Consider the following 16,874-nt stretch of genomic DNA (forward strand, 5'->3'; position numbering starts at 1 on the left):
GGCGGGGAACGATCTCGAAACGCTCCGATCCGCGCTGGCAGCGGGGGCCGACCTCGTCGAGGCCGATGTCCACGCCTTCCGCGGCCGCCTGGAGATACGCCACCGCAAGTCGCTCGGTCTCTGGTGCCTGTGGGATCGCGGAGAACTCGTCCGTCGCCGTGGCTCCCGGACTCTCGAGGTCGGTGAGCTGTCCACGCCAGGTGCTGAGGCCCGGCTGATGCTCGATCTGAAAGGGGTTCATCCTCGGCTCGCCCCGCGCCCGGCCGCTCTCCTCCACGGGACCTGGCCGACGGCCCGGATCACCGTGTGCACCCAGCACTGGTGGATGCTCGCCGCGTTCCGCGATCTGGTGAACGTCCGTTTGGTGTTGTCGGCCGGAAGCCGCCGCGGCCTGCACCGGTTGCGATCCCGGCTCCCCTGGACGACCGGGATGTGGCGACCTCCTTCGTGCTGCGCTTGTGGAATACCGCTTCCCGTCGATGGTGGAGACTGGTGTGAGACTCGTGCGGGGCCGGCAGGTGGCGGTGGATCGGCCGGATCGCGGTTCAGCCTCGCGCTGCTGCGTCGATGACGGCGACCGCGCACGCGGCGTGCTGGATCACACCCCTGGTGACCGAGCCGGGGACCTTCGAACCGGGCGACAAGCGGCTGCGTTTGCCGACGACGAGCAACTGTGCGCCAGATGTCTCGGCCGCCTGGACAAGGCAGCCGACCGGATGACCTTGTCCGATCTCCACTTCGATCGACTGCTCCGGGTACGTCCCCCGCCACCCCTCCGCGACGGCGTTGAACCGCAGGCGCGCCTCGGACTCCAGCTCCGCGGCCAGGCTGGCAAGATCCATGCCGTCCCAGCCACGCAGTCCCGGCAGGTCCCACGCGTGCATCACCCGCAGCGGAACGTCCCGCTCGAACGCCGCGGCGACCGCGAAACTCATGACCGCCTCTTGCTCGTCGGTCTCGTGCAGACCCGCCAGCACGGGTCCGGTCTGCTCGCCGGCGCGCCAACCGTCCGGTACGACGACTACCGGGACCGGCGCGTCAGCGGCGACGGCCTCGGCGGTCGACCCGATCAGCAAACGCCTGAAAGCGCCTGTCCCGCGGCGTCCGACCACCAGCAGCTGCCCGCGGCCGGAGATCCGGCACAAGGCCTCTACCGGCCGGCCCACCACCAGCTCCACCTCGTGTTCCGAAGCATCGCCGCTGCCGTCGAGGTAGGTCTGCACGTCATCGACGAGTTCCATCGCCGCCTCGTCGACCATCGCCGGATCCCAGCGCGGCATCCGCCGTACCCGCTCGTCGATCACGTGGACCGCGCGGATCGGCAGGTGCCGCACCGAGGACTCGTGCAAGGCCCAGTCGAGTACGCCGGACGCACGCCAGGATTCTTCGATCCCGACGTGGATCACCGGCACACCCTGGTCGAACGGCAGAGTCGTCATGGCCACGCTCCTTCTCGCTCGGTGCATCTCGAGCGTCCGCCCACGCCGGCGGCTCCGGCACGGCCAGTCGCCAGTACCCGCGGCGCCGAAAGACCCGTCCTGCGTCGTCAGCGGTGCAGATGCACCTGCTCATTCCGGCGGGCGGTGCCCCGGCCGATCAGATGGGTCTTGTCGTTGGTGTGCAGCCGGGCCTCGGCACGCGTCGTACGCTCGTCCTCGTCCTCGTCCTCGTCCTCGTCGATGAAGATGTCGACGCTCCAGCCCGTGCTCGCGATCATGGCTCTCTCTCCTCGTTGCTCTTCTTGCGGCAGTCGTCCGGTCGCCGCCCGCGCCGTACGAGGGGCCTCCGATCCTGCGAGGCAGGCATTTCAGCCCTGCCAGATGGCAGCGACGCTCGTGTGCTGGAGGTGTGCGAGAAGGGCGTCGACCGCGCCAGCGCGTCAGCCGTTCCGATCAACCGGACCACAAGACGGCAACCGACGGGTCGTCCGAGACGTGACCTTCGAACCTGCGCCCGGGCCGACGCGCGCGATGCGATGGATGTGGGCGAGAGAAGCCGGACGAGACCCGAAGTGGCGGTCCCCCCAACCGCATACCGTGCCTCGTCACCCGCGGCCCCGGCGGCCGGACGCTCCTGTCGCCACCGCACGTTCACTACCAGCTGAGGCACGGATCGTCCAGCACGATCAGATCGGGCTGGTGCATCAGCGCCTGCACGATTCCCAGGCGTCGCAGTTGACCGCAGCACAGCTGAGCCATCGGGTGGTCCAGGTCCAGCCCCATTCGCTCGGCGAGCTCCAAGGCGTTGGCTGTGGGTGCCGGTGCCGTAGTTGTCGCAGATGACGTGCAGCTTCGCGCGCAGGTGGGCCTTCGCCATTGGGTTGTCGAAGGCGAGACAGTCCACGATGCTGCGCCGTCCTCGATGGTTCTGGTCGCGATGTCACGGGCGCGCCGGTCGGCGAGGCTGCGCCTGACCTATGCCCTGCGGTTGGCGACCGTAGACGAAGTACGCGATCGGCACCGCGCCGACCGAGTTGATCAGAGTGATCGCGATCGCCCACCACACCTTGGATCCTCTGACTTCGGCGGCCGGGCGACGCGCCAGATCCGACAGCGCGGCGACTTTCAGCGCACCGTCGAGAGCGCCGCCGACGATGATGGCGCGTCGCCTGCGAGGACTGAGGTCGTGCCACCTCGTTCTGGCCACGCCTCCACCATGCGCCCAGCCGGCCTCCCCGGCAAGAAGGTCGGTCTGGGCGGCGGCGGTCCCCTGTCAGCGGGTGTCGCTCTCCGATGAGGTGAGGGCGACGGTGACGCGGCCGGCCTCGAGGCGGGCGATCGGGACGCGGTACGGAGAGCAGGAGACGTAGTCCAGACCGGCCTCGGCGAAAAAGGCGATCGACGCAGGGTCGCCGCCGTGCTCACCGCAGACACCGATGACCAGGTCGGGGTTGCCGCGGCGTCCCTCGGCGACGGCCAGCCTGACAAGCCGGCCAACCCCCGCGACGTCCAGCGACTCGAAGGGCGAGACCGCGAAGATCCCGGCGTCGAAGTAGCGCGGGAAGATCGACGCCTCCACGTCGTCGCGGCTGAACGCCCACGTCAGCTGGGTCAGATCGTTGGTGCCGAACGAGAAGAAGTCGGCGGAACGCGCGATCTGCTCGGCGCCCAGCGCAGCCCTGGGGACCTCGATCATCGCGCCGATCCGGGTCGGGACGGTGCAGCCGGTTCGAGTCGCCACCTCGGCGAGGACGCCTTCGATCTCCCGCCGTACCAGACGCAGCTCTACCTCGCCGGCGACCAACGGCACCATGATCTCCGGACGCACCACATTGCCCTCCGCCGACACGACGGCAGCCGCCTCGGCGATCGCCCTGGCCTGCATGGCGAACAGTCCCGGGATGACGATCCCCAGCCGGACACCGCGCAGCCCCAGCATCGGGTTGCTCTCGTGCATCCGCTGGACCGCCGGCAGCAGGCGCTCCGCGTCGATATCGGGCGTACCGGTGGCTCGGCCGACCGCTGCCCGCACCGATAGTGCGGTCAGGTCGGGCAGGAACTCGTGCAACGGCGGATCGATCAGCCGCACGGTGACCGGCAACCCGGCCATTGCGCGGAAGATCCCGGCGAAGTCTTCGCGCTGGAGCTGCAACAGTTCCTCGAGCACGGTCTGCTGCTCCGAGACACCTTCGGCAAGCACCAGCCGCTCGACGAGCTTGCGTCGCTCACCGAGGAACATGTGCTCCGTGCGGCACAGCCCGATGCCCTCGGCGCCGAACCTCCGGGCGCGCTCGGCATCCGCGGACGTGTCGGCATTCGCGTGAACGCCGAGCCGGCGACGGGCATCCGCGTGCCGAAGCAGCCGGTCGACCGCGCTGACCAGGTCATCCGCCTCGGACAGCTCCAGACGACCCTCGAAGTACTCCACTACGGGCGAGGCGACGACCGGAACCTCTCCGTAGAAGACGACACCCGAGGTTCCGTCCAGGGACAGTACGTCGCCCTCCTCGATCACGACGCCCTCGGCCGTGACGGCACGGCGCGCTACCGCGTCCACGGACAGGCTGTCCACACCGCACACACAGGTCTTGCCCATTCCGCGCGCGACGACCGCGGCGTGGGAGGTCTTTCCGCCTCGGGTAGTCAGGATCCCGACCGCTGCCAGCATACCTGGCAGGTCGTCGGGATTCGTCTCCCGGCGGACGAGGACGACCTGCCGCCCCTCCGCGGCGAACCGCCGTGCCGCCTCGGAGTCGAAGGCCGCGACACCTACCGCGGCCCCCGGCGAGGCGGGAACACCATGGGCCAACTCCGGTACGCCGTGCCGCTCGCCGAACCGTGGAAACATCAGCTGTCCAAGCTGGGCGCCGGTAACGCGCAGCAGCGCCTCGTCGAGGGTGATGAGGCCCTCGTCGACCAACTGCACAGCGATCCGGAACGCCGCTCCAGCGGTGCGCTTGCCGACCCGCGTCTGCAGGATCCACAACCGGCCACGCTCGATCGTGAACTCGATGTCGCACAAGTCGCGGTAGTGCCGTTCCAGGGTGGACATCGCGGTCAGCAGTTCGGTGTGGCTGACCGCATCGATCTCGGCCAGCCGAGCCAACGGAACGGTATTGCGGACACCGGCGACGACGTCCTCGCCCTGCGCATCCTGGAGGTAGTCTCCGTAGACCCCTGCCGCACCCGAAGCCGGGTCGCGCGTGAAGGCGACACCGGTTCCGCTGTCCGGGCCGCGGTTGCCGAAGACCATCGCCATCACGTTGACCGCCGTGCCGAGGTCGTCCGGAATCTGCTCCTGGCGCCGGTACAGCCGGGCCCGAGGTGTCGACCACGAGCCGAAGACGGCCCGGACCGCCAGGTCGAGTTGCTCCGTCGGCTCCTGCGGGAACGGCCGGCCGGCGTGGTCGGCGATCACCTGCTTCAGCGCCGTACAGGCACGTTCGATCGCCGCGGCCGGCAACTCCTCCGGAGTCCCGACTCCCCACTCGGCGTACTCCGTGGACACGGCCGACTGCAAGACATCGTCCGGCACGTCGAGGACGGTGCGCGCGTACATCTGCAGCAGCCGTCGATAGGAGTCCCACGCGAAGTGCTCGTCGCCCGAGTGCTTGGCCAGCCCATGGACCGACTCGTCGGTCAGCCCGATGTCGAGGATGGTCTCCATCATCCCAGGCATCGAGAACTTCCCACCCGAGCGCACCGAGATCAGCAGCGGGTCGGCCGGGTCACCCAGCCGGCGGCCCATCGCCTGCTCGAGCCGGGCGAGGTGCGCCGCGATCTCGTCGGCCAGGCCGGCCGGCAGATCCCCGGACTCCAGATAGGCACGGCACGCCGTGGTCCCGATCGTGAATCCCGGTGGAACCGGGAGCCCCAGACGGGTCATCTCCGCGAGATTGGCGCCCTTCCCCCCGAGCAGGTCCTTCTGGTCCATGCTCCCCTCGGCGAAGTCGAACACGTAGCGGCCGGTCGTCGGCATTGTGGTCATGTATACGCCACCTCCCTCTCTCACGCTCCAGCCCCCGGCTCGGCGCCCACAGGGCCGAAGGTCCCGACCGGAACCGGCCGCTCGGGTCCGCGCCGGACGGCCGCGGTCCTGGTGAGTGGTCACGGTCGGCATGCGGCCGGGGCCGTTCCAACACCGGCCACAATTCGTTATGTTGGGAAGATGAGCGAGATCTGATGAACCGCTGGGACGAGGGGGCACTGGAATTCGCCGGGCTGTCCCGGGTCCGGCTCGACGCCCTCCTGCACGAACTCCTCGGCCGCGTCGACGAGATCATGGACTCGCAGGAGCGGTTGCGGGCACTGCTCGACGCCGTCGTGGTGATCGGCGCCGACCTCGACCTCAACAGCACACTTGACCGGATCATTACCTCGGCCTGTGAGCTCGTCGGCGCCCGGTACGGCGCCCTCGGCGTGGTCGGACCGGGCGGCAAGCGGCTCAGCCGGTTCATCACCCACGGTGTCACCGCCGACGAGATCGCAGCGATCGGGCCGTTACCCGAGGGCCACGGCCTGCTGGGCCTGCTGATCGACCACCCCGAGCCACTCCGGTTGCGCGACCTGTCTGATCACCCCCAGTCATTTGGCTTCCCCGCGAACCACCCGCCGATGAAGAGCTTTCTCGGCCTACCGGTGCGCAGCCGGGACCGCGCCTTCGGCAACCTCTATCTCACCGAGAAGGCCGACGGCGCCGACTTCACCGAGGACGACGAGCGCGTCCTGACCGCGCTGGCGGCGGCAGCGGGAGTTGTGATCGACAACGCCCGCCTCTACGCCGACACCGAACGCAGGCGACGTTGGCATGAGGTGACCGCAGAGATCACCCAACTCATGCTCGGCGACTACGACCCGAACGATGCCCTGCGACTGATCGCCCGCCGCGCCAGAGAGGTATCCGGATCCCTGGTCGGGGCAGTCCTGCTCACCCTCGACGGCGAACTCGTCATCGAGGCTGTCGACGGCCCGCCGGAGTTCCAGCCCTACACCGGACGGCACATCCCCGCTGATCTACCGGTTCTGGGTGACATCATGCGCGGTGATCAGCAGGTGGTGATCGAGAACGCCGCCCAACTGGCGAAGGAACACGGAGTGCTCACCGAACTCCCGGAGTTCGAGGCGCTCGGCCGCACCATCATCGCGCCACTGCCACCCGGCAGCCTCAGCACCGGTGGGCTCCTCATCGTCGCCGCAAGCCAGAGCGCGACCCTCTCCGTAACGGTGGGAACGGACCTGCTGCGGATGTTCGCCAACCAGGCGACGCTCGCCCTCGAACGCGCACAGGCGCAACGTGACCGGTCGATGATCGCCGTACTGGAGGATCGGGACCGGATCGCCCGGGATCTGCACGACCTCGTCATCCAGCGGCTGTTCGCGACCGGCCTGCAATTGCAGGGAATGCACAAGCTGGTGCGGCCGGACGTGCAGGAACGGGTCGGCCGAGCCGTCGACGACATCGACGCCACGATCACCGATCTGCGCGCCGCCATCTTCGAGCTGCATCATCGCCCGGGCGACGTCTCGTTGCGCGCGGACGTCGGTACTTTGGTCGCCGAGTACGCCGAGGCGCTGGGATTCAGGCCGACCCTGATCTGCACCGGACCTCTGGACACCGCCGTGCCGACTGCTGTGCGTCCACAGATCCTGGCCGCGATCAGGGAGTCACTGTCGAACGTGGTACGCCATGCACAGGCAACGCAGACGGCCGTCGAGGTGAGCATCACCGGCGACGAGGTCGTCGCGCGGGTCACCGACAACGGCGTCGGCCTGTCTCCAGAAGGCCGTCACGGCGGCCTGCGCAACCTCCGCGAGCGGGCCACCGCACTCGGCGGCACCGTTCACATCGGTCCCAATGAGCCGACCGGCACTGTGGTGGAGCTGCGCGCACCGCTCAGCTGATCGCCCGTGCCGCTCACCGCAGCATGCGACGTGGTGCTCAGGGTGATTGTCCTTTCGAGTTGTTCCGACGGCCCGAGGCTCCGGCAACGGTCGGCAACCATGGCAGAGCACGTGGTCACCGGCTTGGAGTGCCGAAGGACCTGTCAGGTAGGGACCGACGCCGCTGCCTCCCACACGCGGATCACGCCAGGCTGATAGCGCGATACCCGCAAGGCCGCTGAGCGGTCGAGGAGGCCGCGCCGTCCGGTCGGCGAGTTCGTCCAGACCATCCCACCGAAGGAGTCCTGACCATGAACGGGACCGAATCTCTGCTGCGTGAGTTCGATCGCTGGGACGAGGATCTGGCCCGGCTCGAGGACGAGTGCGCCGCCGACGACTGGGCTCAGCGGGAACGGTTGATGACGACAGCGCAGAGGACCGTCGCCGCCTATCGCGGCCGGATCCTCCCGCGGCTGAACCCCGAGCACACCCCATCGACGGCGTACGCGCACATCGTGGCAGACCAGCTCACCCACGCAGTCGATCTGCTCGAGGACCTCCAGCGGGAGTTGGTCAGGCCCACTCACGACCCACAACTGGAGCTCCGCATCTACGAGACACTCGCGGTGATCCGGGCTCTCGGCACCGTCGTACGCCGCTTCCACCAATTCGACCATGCCAGGCGGTCGTGATGAGCTCGGCGATCATCACCTTCCTCGGCGCGGCCGGCACGGTGACGGGCAGCAAGTTCCTGGTCGACCCGGCGACGCTGGCGGCCGTCGGACGCGTGCTGCATCACCTCAGCCATCTCTTGCCTGGGGCGAAGAACACCGTGCTGATGCCGGGCTATCAGGTCGCCGGCACCCGTGGCCGGCAGCTGCTGGACAGCAGTGACACCACATCACCACGAACGGGTGCGGCTGTGGTGAGGAAGGAAACGGCATGAGTACGACCAGATACCTCACCGACAGCGAGATGGGCATCTTGCTCACCGCCGCCGGACAGGCACCCTCAATGCACAACACCCAACCGTGGCGGTTCGAGATCAACGGACCAGTCATTGATGTCCTCGTCGACGCCGATCGCACACTGCCCGCGGCCGATCCGGGTGGCCGGCTGACTCGCGTCGGTCTCGGAGCGGCGGCGTTCAATATCCGCGTCGCCGCGGCCATGCTCGGCCACGAGACGACGCTGGCGATCGACCCGGATCCGGCCACACCCGCCGTGGTGGTGCGGATCTTCCTCGCCGACGGGACAGAACCCGTCGCCGGCCTCAGCTCCCTGTACGACGCTATCGGCCTGCGCTTCACCTACCGCGGTCCAATGCTCGACAAGCCGATCTCGCCCCGGATGACCCAGCTTCTGGCCGACGCAGCGAACGCGGAGCGAGCGAAGCTGCACTGGCTCGACGAAGAACAGCGAGCACAACTGGGTGCGACCATCCAGGCGGCCGACCAACGCGAGGTCGTCGAGGAGGACAGGGTGCATGAGCGGGCACGATGGATCGGCGGCGACCGCGGGGCCGACGGCGTCCCGGACTCCGTACTCGGCCCTCTTCCGGACCGCCCGGCGGCCGTACGAGATCTGTCCGCGGGCTTCGACCACCCACACCGCAGCCAGGCAGTCTTCGAAGCGACCCCGATCATCGCGATCCTCGGCACCGTGGACGACGACGAGCGCGCCTGGGTGCGGGCCGGCCTGGCGCTGCAGCGAGTGCTCCTCACGGCAACTTCCTACGAGCTGGCGGCGTCATTCGCCAACCAGGCCGTCGAGTACCCGCCGCTGCGCGACAACGTCCGGACGCTGATCGGCCGCGACATCTGGCCCCAGATGATTCTCCGCATCGGTTACCCGGCGGAGGGAGCCGGTCTGACACCTCGCCGGCCGTGGAGCGCGACAGTCGACCGCCGGCGCTGACCTCGGACGTCGTCGCAGCTACTGCGGAGATGTTCAGGGGCTGCGCCGGCACGCCTTGGCGGTTGCCGCCGCCTTTCGGCGGGTGACCTCACCTGGCTCGTTGGCTACGGCAACACCGCCGAAGACGGCCAGCGCGCTGACGTTCAGGACGGGTGCGTCGACCGGCAGATTGTCGTCCGGTGTGGTCTTGTCCTCGACGCCGCCGAAGACCGGGGTGCCGGACAGGGCCAGCCGCCAGCGCCTGGGTATCAGGACCTCCACACCGCCGAAGAGCGCGACGGTGTCGACCGTCGCCTCGTCGTCGATGTGAGCGTCCCGCAGGTCGAGAGTGACCGCACCGAAGACGGCCGTCGCCGCCGCATCCGTCAGATTCTCAGACAGAACCTTCGTCTTGGTCTCGCCGAACATCGCGAACGAACTGCTGTCCCCCGTCGAAGCGGCGTACTTGCGGAACAGGCCGAAGCCCACCGCGATCCCCACGACGACACCGAGGCCCAGCAACACTGGTCGTATCCACTTCACGGCTTCCTCCTTCAGATGCGTTCGGGGACCATCTCGATCGCGCCGCTCGGGCATTCGGCCGCGCACAGCCCGCAGCCCTTGCAGAAGTCGAGGTCTATCTCGTACTTGCCCTCGCCGACCTTGATGACCGCGTTGTCGGGACACACGCCGAAGCAGTTGTCGCACTCGAGGCAGTTGCCGCAGGACAGGCAGCGCCGGGCCTCGAACAACGCGGTGGACGCATCCAGCCCGCCGGTCACCTCGTCGAACGTGGTGATCCGCCGCGCCATATCCAGGCGTGGCCTGACGGTGGCGGGGGCGTCAGCGTAGTACCACGTGTTCAGCCGGTCGTACGTGGCCAGGTCGTGCCGGGCAGGTCGCTCGTACGTCGTACCGCGCAACCAGGCGTCGATGCTTCTGGCCGCCTTCTTGCCGTGCCCGATGGCGACCGTCGCGGTCCGCGCGGACGGGACCATGTCGCCGCCGGCGAAGACACCTGGATGACCGGTCATCAGGTCCGGTCCGACCTGTACGACGCCGTCCGCGATCGTCACGCCGGGGAGATCCCGCACCAGTGCCAGGTCCGACAGCTGGCCGAGGGCGAGCACCACCGAGTCGGCCGCGAGTTCCTCGAACTCGCCGGTCGGCTGTGGGAAGCCGGTCTCGTCCAGGCGCATCTTCTCGATCGTGATCCGGCCCGCGTCGGCGTACGTGATGGTGGACAACCATCGCATCCGGACGCCTTCCTCCAGAGCTTCCTTCACCTCGATGTCCTGCGCCGGCATCCGATCCCGGGTACGGCGGTAGACGACGACCGCGTCGGTCGCTCCGAGCCGGCGTGCGGTCCGGGCCACGTCCATCGCGGTGTTTCCACCGCCGTACACCGCCACCCGGCGGCCGAGCAGCGGCTGTTCGCCTTCGGCCAGCCCGGCCAGCAGCGACACCGCGTCGAGGATCCGCGCGGAGTCTCCGGCCGGGATGTCCGCGCGGCGCCCGATGTGCGCGCCGACGGCCAGGAACACCGCGTCGAAGGAGCGCAGGGCCGCCTGGAGATCGGTCACCGGGGTGTCGAGCTCGAGCCGCACTCCCAGATCGACGATCCGCTGGATCTCGGCGTCCACCACGTCGCGGGGGAGCCGGTACGCGGGGATGCCGTACCGCATCATCCCGCCGGCCTCGCTCGCACTGTCGCGGACCGTGACCTGATGCCCGAGCCGGGTCAAGTGGTACGCCGCCGACAGGCCGGACGGACCGGCGCCGACGATCAGGACGCTCTTCCCGCTCCGCGCGAAGTCGACCGGCATCGTCCACCCGTGCTCGAGCGCCTCGTCTCCGAGGAACCGTTCGATCGAGTTGATGCCGACAGCCTCGTCGAGCGTGGCCCGGTTGCACGCCGTCTCGCACGGCCGGTAGCAGATCCGGCCCATCACCGCGGGGAACGGGTTGTCGGCCATGATCTGTCGCCAGGCCGCCTCGTACCCGCCCTCCTCCGCATCGTGCAGCCACTGCTGGATGTTCTCGCCGGCCGGGCAGGCGTTGTTGCATGGCGGCAGCCGATCGACGTAAACCGGTCGTTCGGTGCGCCACGAGCCGGTCTTGTTCGCCAGGCTGGATCCGACGTCGAGCGTGATGGCGAACGGGAGTGGTCCGTGTTTGTTTGCCTCTGGCATCTAACTCACCTCTCCATGAACGGGGCCCGCAGGCTCGACCAGACCGAACGTACGGACCGTGCGGTCCGCCTCCGCCTGGATCTTGGCGATGACGTCCTCGCGCGGATGCTCACCGAACAGGTGCGCGAAACGGCCTTGTGCCTGCAGGTAGTCGGAGACCGGCCGGCGCTTGCGGATCGGCGACACTCCAACGACCTCGCCGTCCTCGGCCTCGAACACCGGGAAGATGCCGGTCTCGGTGGCCAGCCTGGCGACCTTGATGGTCTCGTTCGCCGCGGTCCGCCAGCCCAGCGGGCACGGAACCAGTACGTGCAGGTAGCGCGCGCCGCGGAACTCCATCGCCCGCTTCGCCTTGTACTCCAGGTCGCGAAGATCGGCCACGGTCGCGGTCGCGACGTACGGGATCCGGTGAGCCATCGCGATCAGTGGCAGACTCTTCCCCTTGCCGAAGTCGTTGCCCGGTGACGGACCCACTGCCGGGGTGGTCGTCGTCGCGGCCGCATGCGGGGTGGCGCCGGAACGCTGGACGCCGGTGTTCATGTAGCCGCCATTGTCGTAGCAGATGTACAGCACATCGTCGTTGCGCTCGAACATTCCCGACAGGCACGCCAGGCCGATGTCGACGGTACCGCCATCGCCACCCTGACCGACGACGCGGACGTCGGTGCGGCCCTTCACCTTGAGGGCGGCCGCCACTCCGGTGGCGACGGCCGGCGCGTTGCCGAACAGCGAGTGCAGCCAGGGAATCTGCCAGGAGGTCTCCGGATACGGCGTAGAGAACACCTCGAGACAACCGGTCGCGTTGACCGCGACCATCTGGTTGCCGGTGGCACGCATCACGGCGTCCAGCGCGTATCTCGCGCCGAGTGCCTCACCGCAGCCCTGGCAGGCGCGGTGACCGGAGTTGAGCGAGTTCGTCCGGCGACTGTCCGCCTGGACCGATCGCTGCTCCGGGTCGAGCAGGCGGTTGCCGACCGCGAAGCTTCCGGTTTGGTAGAACCTGATCGGTTGCTGTCCCATGGCCGTTGTCCTCTCAACCGATCCGTGCGGTGCGAAGGTCACGCAGCATGTTCTCGGCCGCCGGGCCGGAACGGCGAGTCGTCCTGGTTCGCTGCAGCTCGCGATCGACCAGCTCGCGGTTGAGGTCCAGGAAAGTCAGCGGCTCGAGCCGATCGGCGATCGCTTCGGTGAAGAGGCCACGCAGCGATGCCTTGGTGATCGCACGCCCACCGAGCCCGGCGATCACGGTATAGCCGTGCAACTGGATGCCGGACAGAGCCATCCGGACGTTCGCCGACACGATGCCGCCGATGCCGACAGCCAGCGCGCGCTCCAGTACGACGACCCGTTGCGCGCCGGCGAGTGTGGCACGGACCGCATCAAGCGGGAACGGCCGGAACGAGGTCAGTCCCAGTACGCCGATCCGAACGCCCTCATCGCGCAGTTCGTCGACGGTGTCCTTGATCGTGCCCAGCACCGAACCGAGGGCGACCACGATCGTCTCGGCATCGTCACAGCGGTACGGCCGGACCAGCCCGCCCGAGTCCCGCCCGAACGTCGCCTCGAATTCCGCGGACACCGCCGGGATGCGGTCCAGGGCCTGCATCTGCTTGTCATGCGCCAGATACCGGACCTCGGTGAACGCATCCGGCCCGACCATCGCGCCGATCGAGACCGGCTCGTCCGGGTCCAGCACCTGCCGCGGTTCGTACGGCGGGAGGAACCGGTCCACCAGCTCTTCCGACGGTACATCGACCCGCTCCACCGCATGGGTGAGAACGAAGCCGTCCATGCAGACCATCACCGGAAGGGAGAGCTCCTCCGCGATCCGGAACGCCTGGATGTGCAGGTCGAGCGCCTCCTGGTTCGTCTCGGCGTACAACTGGATCCAGCCGGAGTCACGCTGCGACATCGAGTCGCCCTGGTCGTTCCAGATGTTGATCGGCGCACCGATCGCCCGGTTCGCCACCGTCATCACGATCGGCAGTCCGAGTCCGGACGCGTTGTAGAGCGGCTCGGCCATGTACAACAGTCCCTGGCTCGCGGTCGCCGTGTAGGCCCGGGCGCCGGCCGCGGACGCACCGATGGCCACCGACATCGCGGCGAACTCCGACTCCACGTTGACGAACTCGCACGGGGTCAGCTCGCCTGACTTCACCAGAGTGCTGAGCGCCTCGACGATATGCGTCTGCGGTGAGATCGGATAGGCGCAGATCACCTCCGGACGGCACAGCGCAACCGCTTCCGCGACACCGCGGGATCCTTCAATCTGTTTGAGCACGAGCCGGCTCCTTGATCTGTGCGCGGACCAACTGGTACGCCGCGTCGGCCGCGGCGATGTTGCCGGCGGCAACCTGGTCCGGGAATCGTTCCTGGATCGCTGCGACGACCGACGCGAGGTGCACCTGATCGGTGAGCGCGGCGAACGCGCCCAGCAGCACGGCACCGGGAAGTGGCCTGCGGAGGTGTGTCATCGCCAGTTCGGTCGCGGGCACCGTGATCGCCCGCGCCGGGCCCAGTCGCGCGACGAATGCGTGCAGGCCGAGCTCGTCGAAGCTTCGTGAGGTGTTGACCAGCAGGTAGCCATCGGGGCCAAGTCCGTCGAACACATCCACCTGGTGCAGCAGCGTCGCGTCCTGGATGATCACCGCGTCCGGACGAACCACCGGCTCGTGCGTGCGGATCAGCCGATCGTCGATCCGGCAGAAACCCACCACCGGTGCGCCCGTCCGCTCCGACCCGAACGTCGGGAAGGCCTGCGCGTACCGGCCTTCGGCAAACGCGGCGACAGACAGCAGCTCCGCGGTGGTCACCACTCCCTGACCGCCACGCCCGTGCACTCGAACCTGGATCATGACATCACCTCGATCCGATCCTCGCCTCCCAGTACCGGCGCCGCGAGGGTCTTCCGAACACACCCCCCCCCCCGGCCGAAGGACCCACCATGTCGGGACCGTTGCCCGCAGCGGACCGGCGCCGTACGGAACAAACTGAAGCGACAGCGAGGAGCACACCATGTACACGGGTGCTGCCGAGATCGGACGCGCCAACTGTGGCGGCGAGCCATGAACGACTGGATCCACCGCTTCCATGGCTACGATCCGCAGGACGAACGGCGGCGCGAAGCACTGTCCACCGTCGGCAACGGGTACTTCGCCACCCGAGGGGCCTGGCCGGGAGCCATCGCCGGGGAACACCACTACCCGGGAACATACCTAGCCGGCTACTACAATCGCCTGCCCGACCAGGTCAACGACCATGTGATCGAGAACGAGAGCCTGGTGAACCTGCCGGACTGGCTGCCGCTGACGGCGGGCATCGACGATGGCGACTGGATCACTCCCGACAACTGCGAGGTGCTTGAGCACGATCAGGAGCTGGACCTGCTGCGCGGTGTCCTGACCCGGCGGTTCCGGCTCCGCGATCCGCACGGCAGGGAGGTGCGCGGTGTGGAGCGGCGCTTCGTCAGCGCGGCCGACCCACACCTGGCCGGCCAGACCCTGGCCATCACCGTCGTCAACTGGGAGGGCAGGCTACGACTCGGGACCGCGGTGAACGGCGCCATCCGGAATGCCGGCGTCGAGCGCTACCGGAAACTGTCCGGGCGGCATCTGACCGACCTGGCCGCAACCGTTGCTGACGGCAACCTCATGGTGGCGGCAACGACGTCCCAGTCACGCCACCGCATCGCCATCGGGACGCGCACCATCGCCGTCCACAACGGAACGCCGGTCGCCGGGTGGACGTCGCGGACCGACACAACCTCCGCGTACGCCGAGGTCGTCGTACCGGTCCGCAGCGGGGACGTCGTCACGGCGGAGAAAGTGGCCGCGATCCACGGTTCGCGGGACCCGGGGATCTCCGAGCCACTCGTGGCCACTCGCACCGCTTTGGCGAACGCGCCCGGTTTCGACCAGATGCGCGAAGCCCAGGTGGCGGCATGGTCACACCTGTGGCGGCGGTTCTCGCTCGACCTCGAGGAGCCGTTCGACGGAACCCTCGCCGCTGTCCGGCTGAACGTCTTCCATCTGCTCCAATCGGTCTCGCCGCACAGCGCGGACACCGACGCCGGCGTACCCGCTCGCGGCCTGCACGGGGAGGCGTACCGCGGTCACATCTTCTGGGACGAGCTGTTCATCTTCCCAGTTCTCACCTTCCGCATGCCGGCGTTGACCCGGTCACTGCTGCTGTACCGATACCGGCGGCTGCCCGCCGCCCGGCAAGCCGCTCGGCAAGCGGGCTATCCGGGAGCCATGTATCCGTGGCAGTCCGGCAGCGACGGCCGCGAGGAGAGCCAGCGGCTGCACCTCAACCCGTTGTCCGGCCGCTGGAGCGAGGACGCGACCTTCCGGCAACGACATGTCGGTCTGGCGATCGCCTACACCATGTGGCAGTACGTCGAAACGACCGGCGACCTGGAGTTCCTCGGCGACTACGGAGCCGAGGTCATCGTCGAAGTGGCCCGGTTCTTCGCCGGCCTCGCCGACTACGACCAGGGACGCGACCGCTACGTGATCCGGGGAGTGGTCGGGCCCGATGAGTTCCACACCGGCTATCCCGACCAGCCGGCCGCCGGGATCGACAACAACGCCTATACGAACGTCATGGCCGTCTGGCTGTTCGGCGTGGCTGCAAAGGTGCTGGACCGGCTGCCGGCCTGGCGACGCACAGAATTGACGGAGTTACTCGGCATCCGCTCCGAGGAACTGAGCCACTGGGACCAGCTCACCCGCCGCATGTACGTCCCGTTCCACCACGGGGTGATCAGCCAGTTCGAGGGATACGAGCGACTGACCGAGCTCGACTGGGAGCACTACCGGGCCACGTACGGCGACATCCGCCGACTGGACCGGATTCTCGAAGCCGAGGGACGCGACGTCACGGCGTACCAGGTCTCCAAGCAGGCCGACGTGCTGATGCTGCTGTATCTGCTGCCGCGCCGGGAACTGCGCGATCTGATGGAGCGGCTCGGCTACCCGCTGACCACCGAGACCATCCGTGCCACGGTCGAGTACTACCTGGCCCGCACCTGTCACGGCTCGTCGCTCAGCGCGGTCGTGCACGCCTGGGGGTTGGCGATGCTCGATCCCGATCGGGCCCTTGGTTTCCTCGAGGAGGCTCTGCACAGTGATGCCGGCGATCCGAGCCGGACCGGCACGACCGCGGAGGGCATCCACCTCGCGGCGATGGCGGGTGGTGTCGATCTTGTCCAGCGCTGCTTCACCGGCCTGAGCACGACGCGCGACATACTCCGGTTCGAGCCGCACTGGCCGGGCAAGCTCGGCAGGCTCCGGATGGTGCTGCGCTACCGCGGCCACCGGCTCCTCGCCGAGGTGTCCACCGCCGGCGTGACGCTCACCGTCGACCCAGGCCCGGGCCCCCGGATCGCCGTCCGCTGCTTCGGCCGGACGCGACTGCTGAAGCCCGGTGAGTCCCGCACCTGGTCTGTCCGCGGCGCCTGAAGGCC

The 16,874-nt window shown here is 68.5% G+C and carries 15 protein-coding genes; 5 read left to right on the plus strand and 10 right to left on the minus strand.

The window, feature by feature from the left end; translation table 11 throughout:
- Window positions 1-545 precede the first annotated feature (545 nt).
- The 5 genes from OG817_RS25585 to ppdK form a co-directional block, all read right to left on the minus strand.
- Window positions 546-1,439 carry a universal stress protein gene (locus tag OG817_RS25585; RefSeq protein ID WP_406047159.1) on the minus strand — a complete coding sequence of 298 codons (894 nt, stop codon included), beginning with the start codon at window positions 1,437-1,439 and terminating at the stop codon, window positions 546-548.
- Window positions 1,440-1,546: 107 nt separating this feature from the next.
- Window positions 1,547-1,717 (minus strand): dsRBD fold-containing protein, encoded by a 171-nt coding sequence (locus OG817_RS25590; RefSeq protein ID WP_406047160.1) that lies wholly within the window; start codon window positions 1,715-1,717, stop codon window positions 1,547-1,549.
- A 376-nt stretch (window positions 1,718-2,093) separates the two neighbouring features.
- Window positions 2,094-2,378, minus strand: a complete 285-nt coding sequence (locus OG817_RS25595; protein ID WP_406057517.1) for an ATP-binding cassette domain-containing protein — start codon at window positions 2,376-2,378, stop codon at window positions 2,094-2,096.
- A 1-nt stretch (window position 2,379) separates the two neighbouring features.
- Window positions 2,380-2,646, minus strand: coding sequence for a hypothetical protein (locus tag OG817_RS25600; protein WP_406047161.1), 267 nt, complete (start codon window positions 2,644-2,646; stop codon window positions 2,380-2,382).
- A 66-nt stretch (window positions 2,647-2,712) separates the two neighbouring features.
- Window positions 2,713-5,427, minus strand: coding sequence for a pyruvate, phosphate dikinase (gene ppdK / locus OG817_RS25605; protein WP_406047162.1), 2,715 nt, complete (start codon window positions 5,425-5,427; stop codon window positions 2,713-2,715).
- A gap of 194 nt (window positions 5,428-5,621) precedes the next feature.
- Here ppdK and OG817_RS25610 point away from each other — a divergent pair, with 194 nt between their 5' ends.
- The 4 genes from OG817_RS25610 (at window position 5,622) to OG817_RS25625 (ending at window position 9,236) form a co-directional block, all read left to right on the plus strand.
- Entirely contained in the window at window positions 5,622-7,340 is a 1,719-nt protein-coding gene (locus tag OG817_RS25610) for a GAF domain-containing protein (RefSeq protein WP_406047163.1), read from the plus strand.
- A 290-nt stretch (window positions 7,341-7,630) separates the two neighbouring features.
- Window positions 7,631-8,011 (plus strand): hypothetical protein, encoded by a 381-nt coding sequence (locus OG817_RS25615; RefSeq protein WP_406047164.1) that lies wholly within the window; start codon window positions 7,631-7,633, stop codon window positions 8,009-8,011.
- Entirely contained in the window at window positions 8,011-8,265 is a 255-nt protein-coding gene (locus OG817_RS25620; RefSeq protein WP_406047165.1) for a hypothetical protein, read from the plus strand. The genes OG817_RS25615 and OG817_RS25620 overlap by 1 nt, the downstream gene beginning before the upstream one ends.
- On the plus strand, window positions 8,262-9,236 hold the full coding sequence (locus OG817_RS25625) for an Acg family FMN-binding oxidoreductase (RefSeq protein WP_406047166.1): 975 nt from the start codon (window positions 8,262-8,264) through the stop codon (window positions 9,234-9,236). The genes OG817_RS25620 and OG817_RS25625 overlap by 4 nt, the downstream gene beginning before the upstream one ends.
- A gap of 33 nt (window positions 9,237-9,269) precedes the next feature.
- Here OG817_RS25625 and OG817_RS25630 read toward each other — a convergent pair whose 3' ends face one another.
- From OG817_RS25630 to OG817_RS25650, 5 genes are read right to left on the minus strand one after another with little or no spacing between them, the layout of a single operon-like run.
- Window positions 9,270-9,758: a hypothetical protein gene (locus OG817_RS25630; protein ID WP_406047167.1), complete on the minus strand. Its 489-nt coding sequence runs from the start codon at window positions 9,756-9,758 to the stop codon at window positions 9,270-9,272.
- An 11-nt stretch (window positions 9,759-9,769) separates the two neighbouring features.
- A complete protein-coding gene (locus tag OG817_RS25635; protein WP_406047168.1) occupies window positions 9,770-11,407 on the minus strand; it encodes an NAD(P)-binding protein in 1,638 nt (545 codons plus the stop codon).
- Window positions 11,408-12,427 (minus strand): thiamine pyrophosphate-dependent enzyme, encoded by a 1,020-nt coding sequence (locus OG817_RS25640; protein WP_406047169.1) that lies wholly within the window; start codon window positions 12,425-12,427, stop codon window positions 11,408-11,410.
- A 13-nt stretch (window positions 12,428-12,440) separates the two neighbouring features.
- Entirely contained in the window at window positions 12,441-13,688 is a 1,248-nt protein-coding gene (locus OG817_RS25645; protein WP_406047170.1) for a transketolase C-terminal domain-containing protein, read from the minus strand.
- Entirely contained in the window at window positions 13,672-14,262 is a 591-nt protein-coding gene (locus OG817_RS25650; RefSeq protein ID WP_406047171.1) for a 2-oxoacid:acceptor oxidoreductase family protein, read from the minus strand. Before OG817_RS25650 ends, OG817_RS25645 begins: the two co-directional genes overlap by 17 nt.
- 210 nt (window positions 14,263-14,472) lie before the next feature.
- On the opposite strand from OG817_RS25650, the gene OG817_RS25655 reads away from it, so the two are divergent.
- Complete coding sequence (locus tag OG817_RS25655; RefSeq protein WP_406047172.1) at window positions 14,473-16,869, plus strand: glycoside hydrolase family 65 protein; 2,397 nt, start codon at window positions 14,473-14,475, stop codon at window positions 16,867-16,869.
- Window positions 16,870-16,874 lie beyond the last annotated feature (5 nt).

Origin of the sequence: Kribbella sp. NBC_00889, from assembly GCF_045207705.1 — a bacterium.
Taxonomy (GTDB): Bacteria; Actinomycetota; Actinomycetes; order Propionibacteriales; family Kribbellaceae; genus Kribbella.

Coding starts and splice junctions, on each gene's coding strand:
- OG817_RS25585 (WP_406047159.1), bottom strand. CDS start 1,439: ATGACGACTCTGCCGTTCGACCAGGGTGTGCCGGTGATCCACGTCGGG.
- OG817_RS25590 (WP_406047160.1), bottom strand. CDS start 1,717: ATGATCGCGAGCACGGGCTGGAGCGTCGACATCTTCATCGACGAGGAC.
- ppdK (WP_406047162.1), bottom strand. CDS start 5,427: ATGACCACAATGCCGACGACCGGCCGCTACGTGTTCGACTTCGCCGAG.
- OG817_RS25610 (WP_406047163.1), top strand. CDS start 5,622: ATGAACCGCTGGGACGAGGGGGCACTGGAATTCGCCGGGCTGTCCCGG.
- OG817_RS25615 (WP_406047164.1), top strand. CDS start 7,631: ATGAACGGGACCGAATCTCTGCTGCGTGAGTTCGATCGCTGGGACGAG.
- OG817_RS25620 (WP_406047165.1), top strand. CDS start 8,011: ATGAGCTCGGCGATCATCACCTTCCTCGGCGCGGCCGGCACGGTGACG.
- OG817_RS25625 (WP_406047166.1), top strand. CDS start 8,262: ATGAGTACGACCAGATACCTCACCGACAGCGAGATGGGCATCTTGCTC.
- OG817_RS25635 (WP_406047168.1), bottom strand. CDS start 11,407: ATGCCAGAGGCAAACAAACACGGACCACTCCCGTTCGCCATCACGCTC.
- OG817_RS25640 (WP_406047169.1), bottom strand. CDS start 12,427: ATGGGACAGCAACCGATCAGGTTCTACCAAACCGGAAGCTTCGCGGTC.
- OG817_RS25650 (WP_406047171.1), bottom strand. CDS start 14,262: ATGATCCAGGTTCGAGTGCACGGGCGTGGCGGTCAGGGAGTGGTGACC.
- OG817_RS25655 (WP_406047172.1), top strand. CDS start 14,473: ATGAACGACTGGATCCACCGCTTCCATGGCTACGATCCGCAGGACGAA.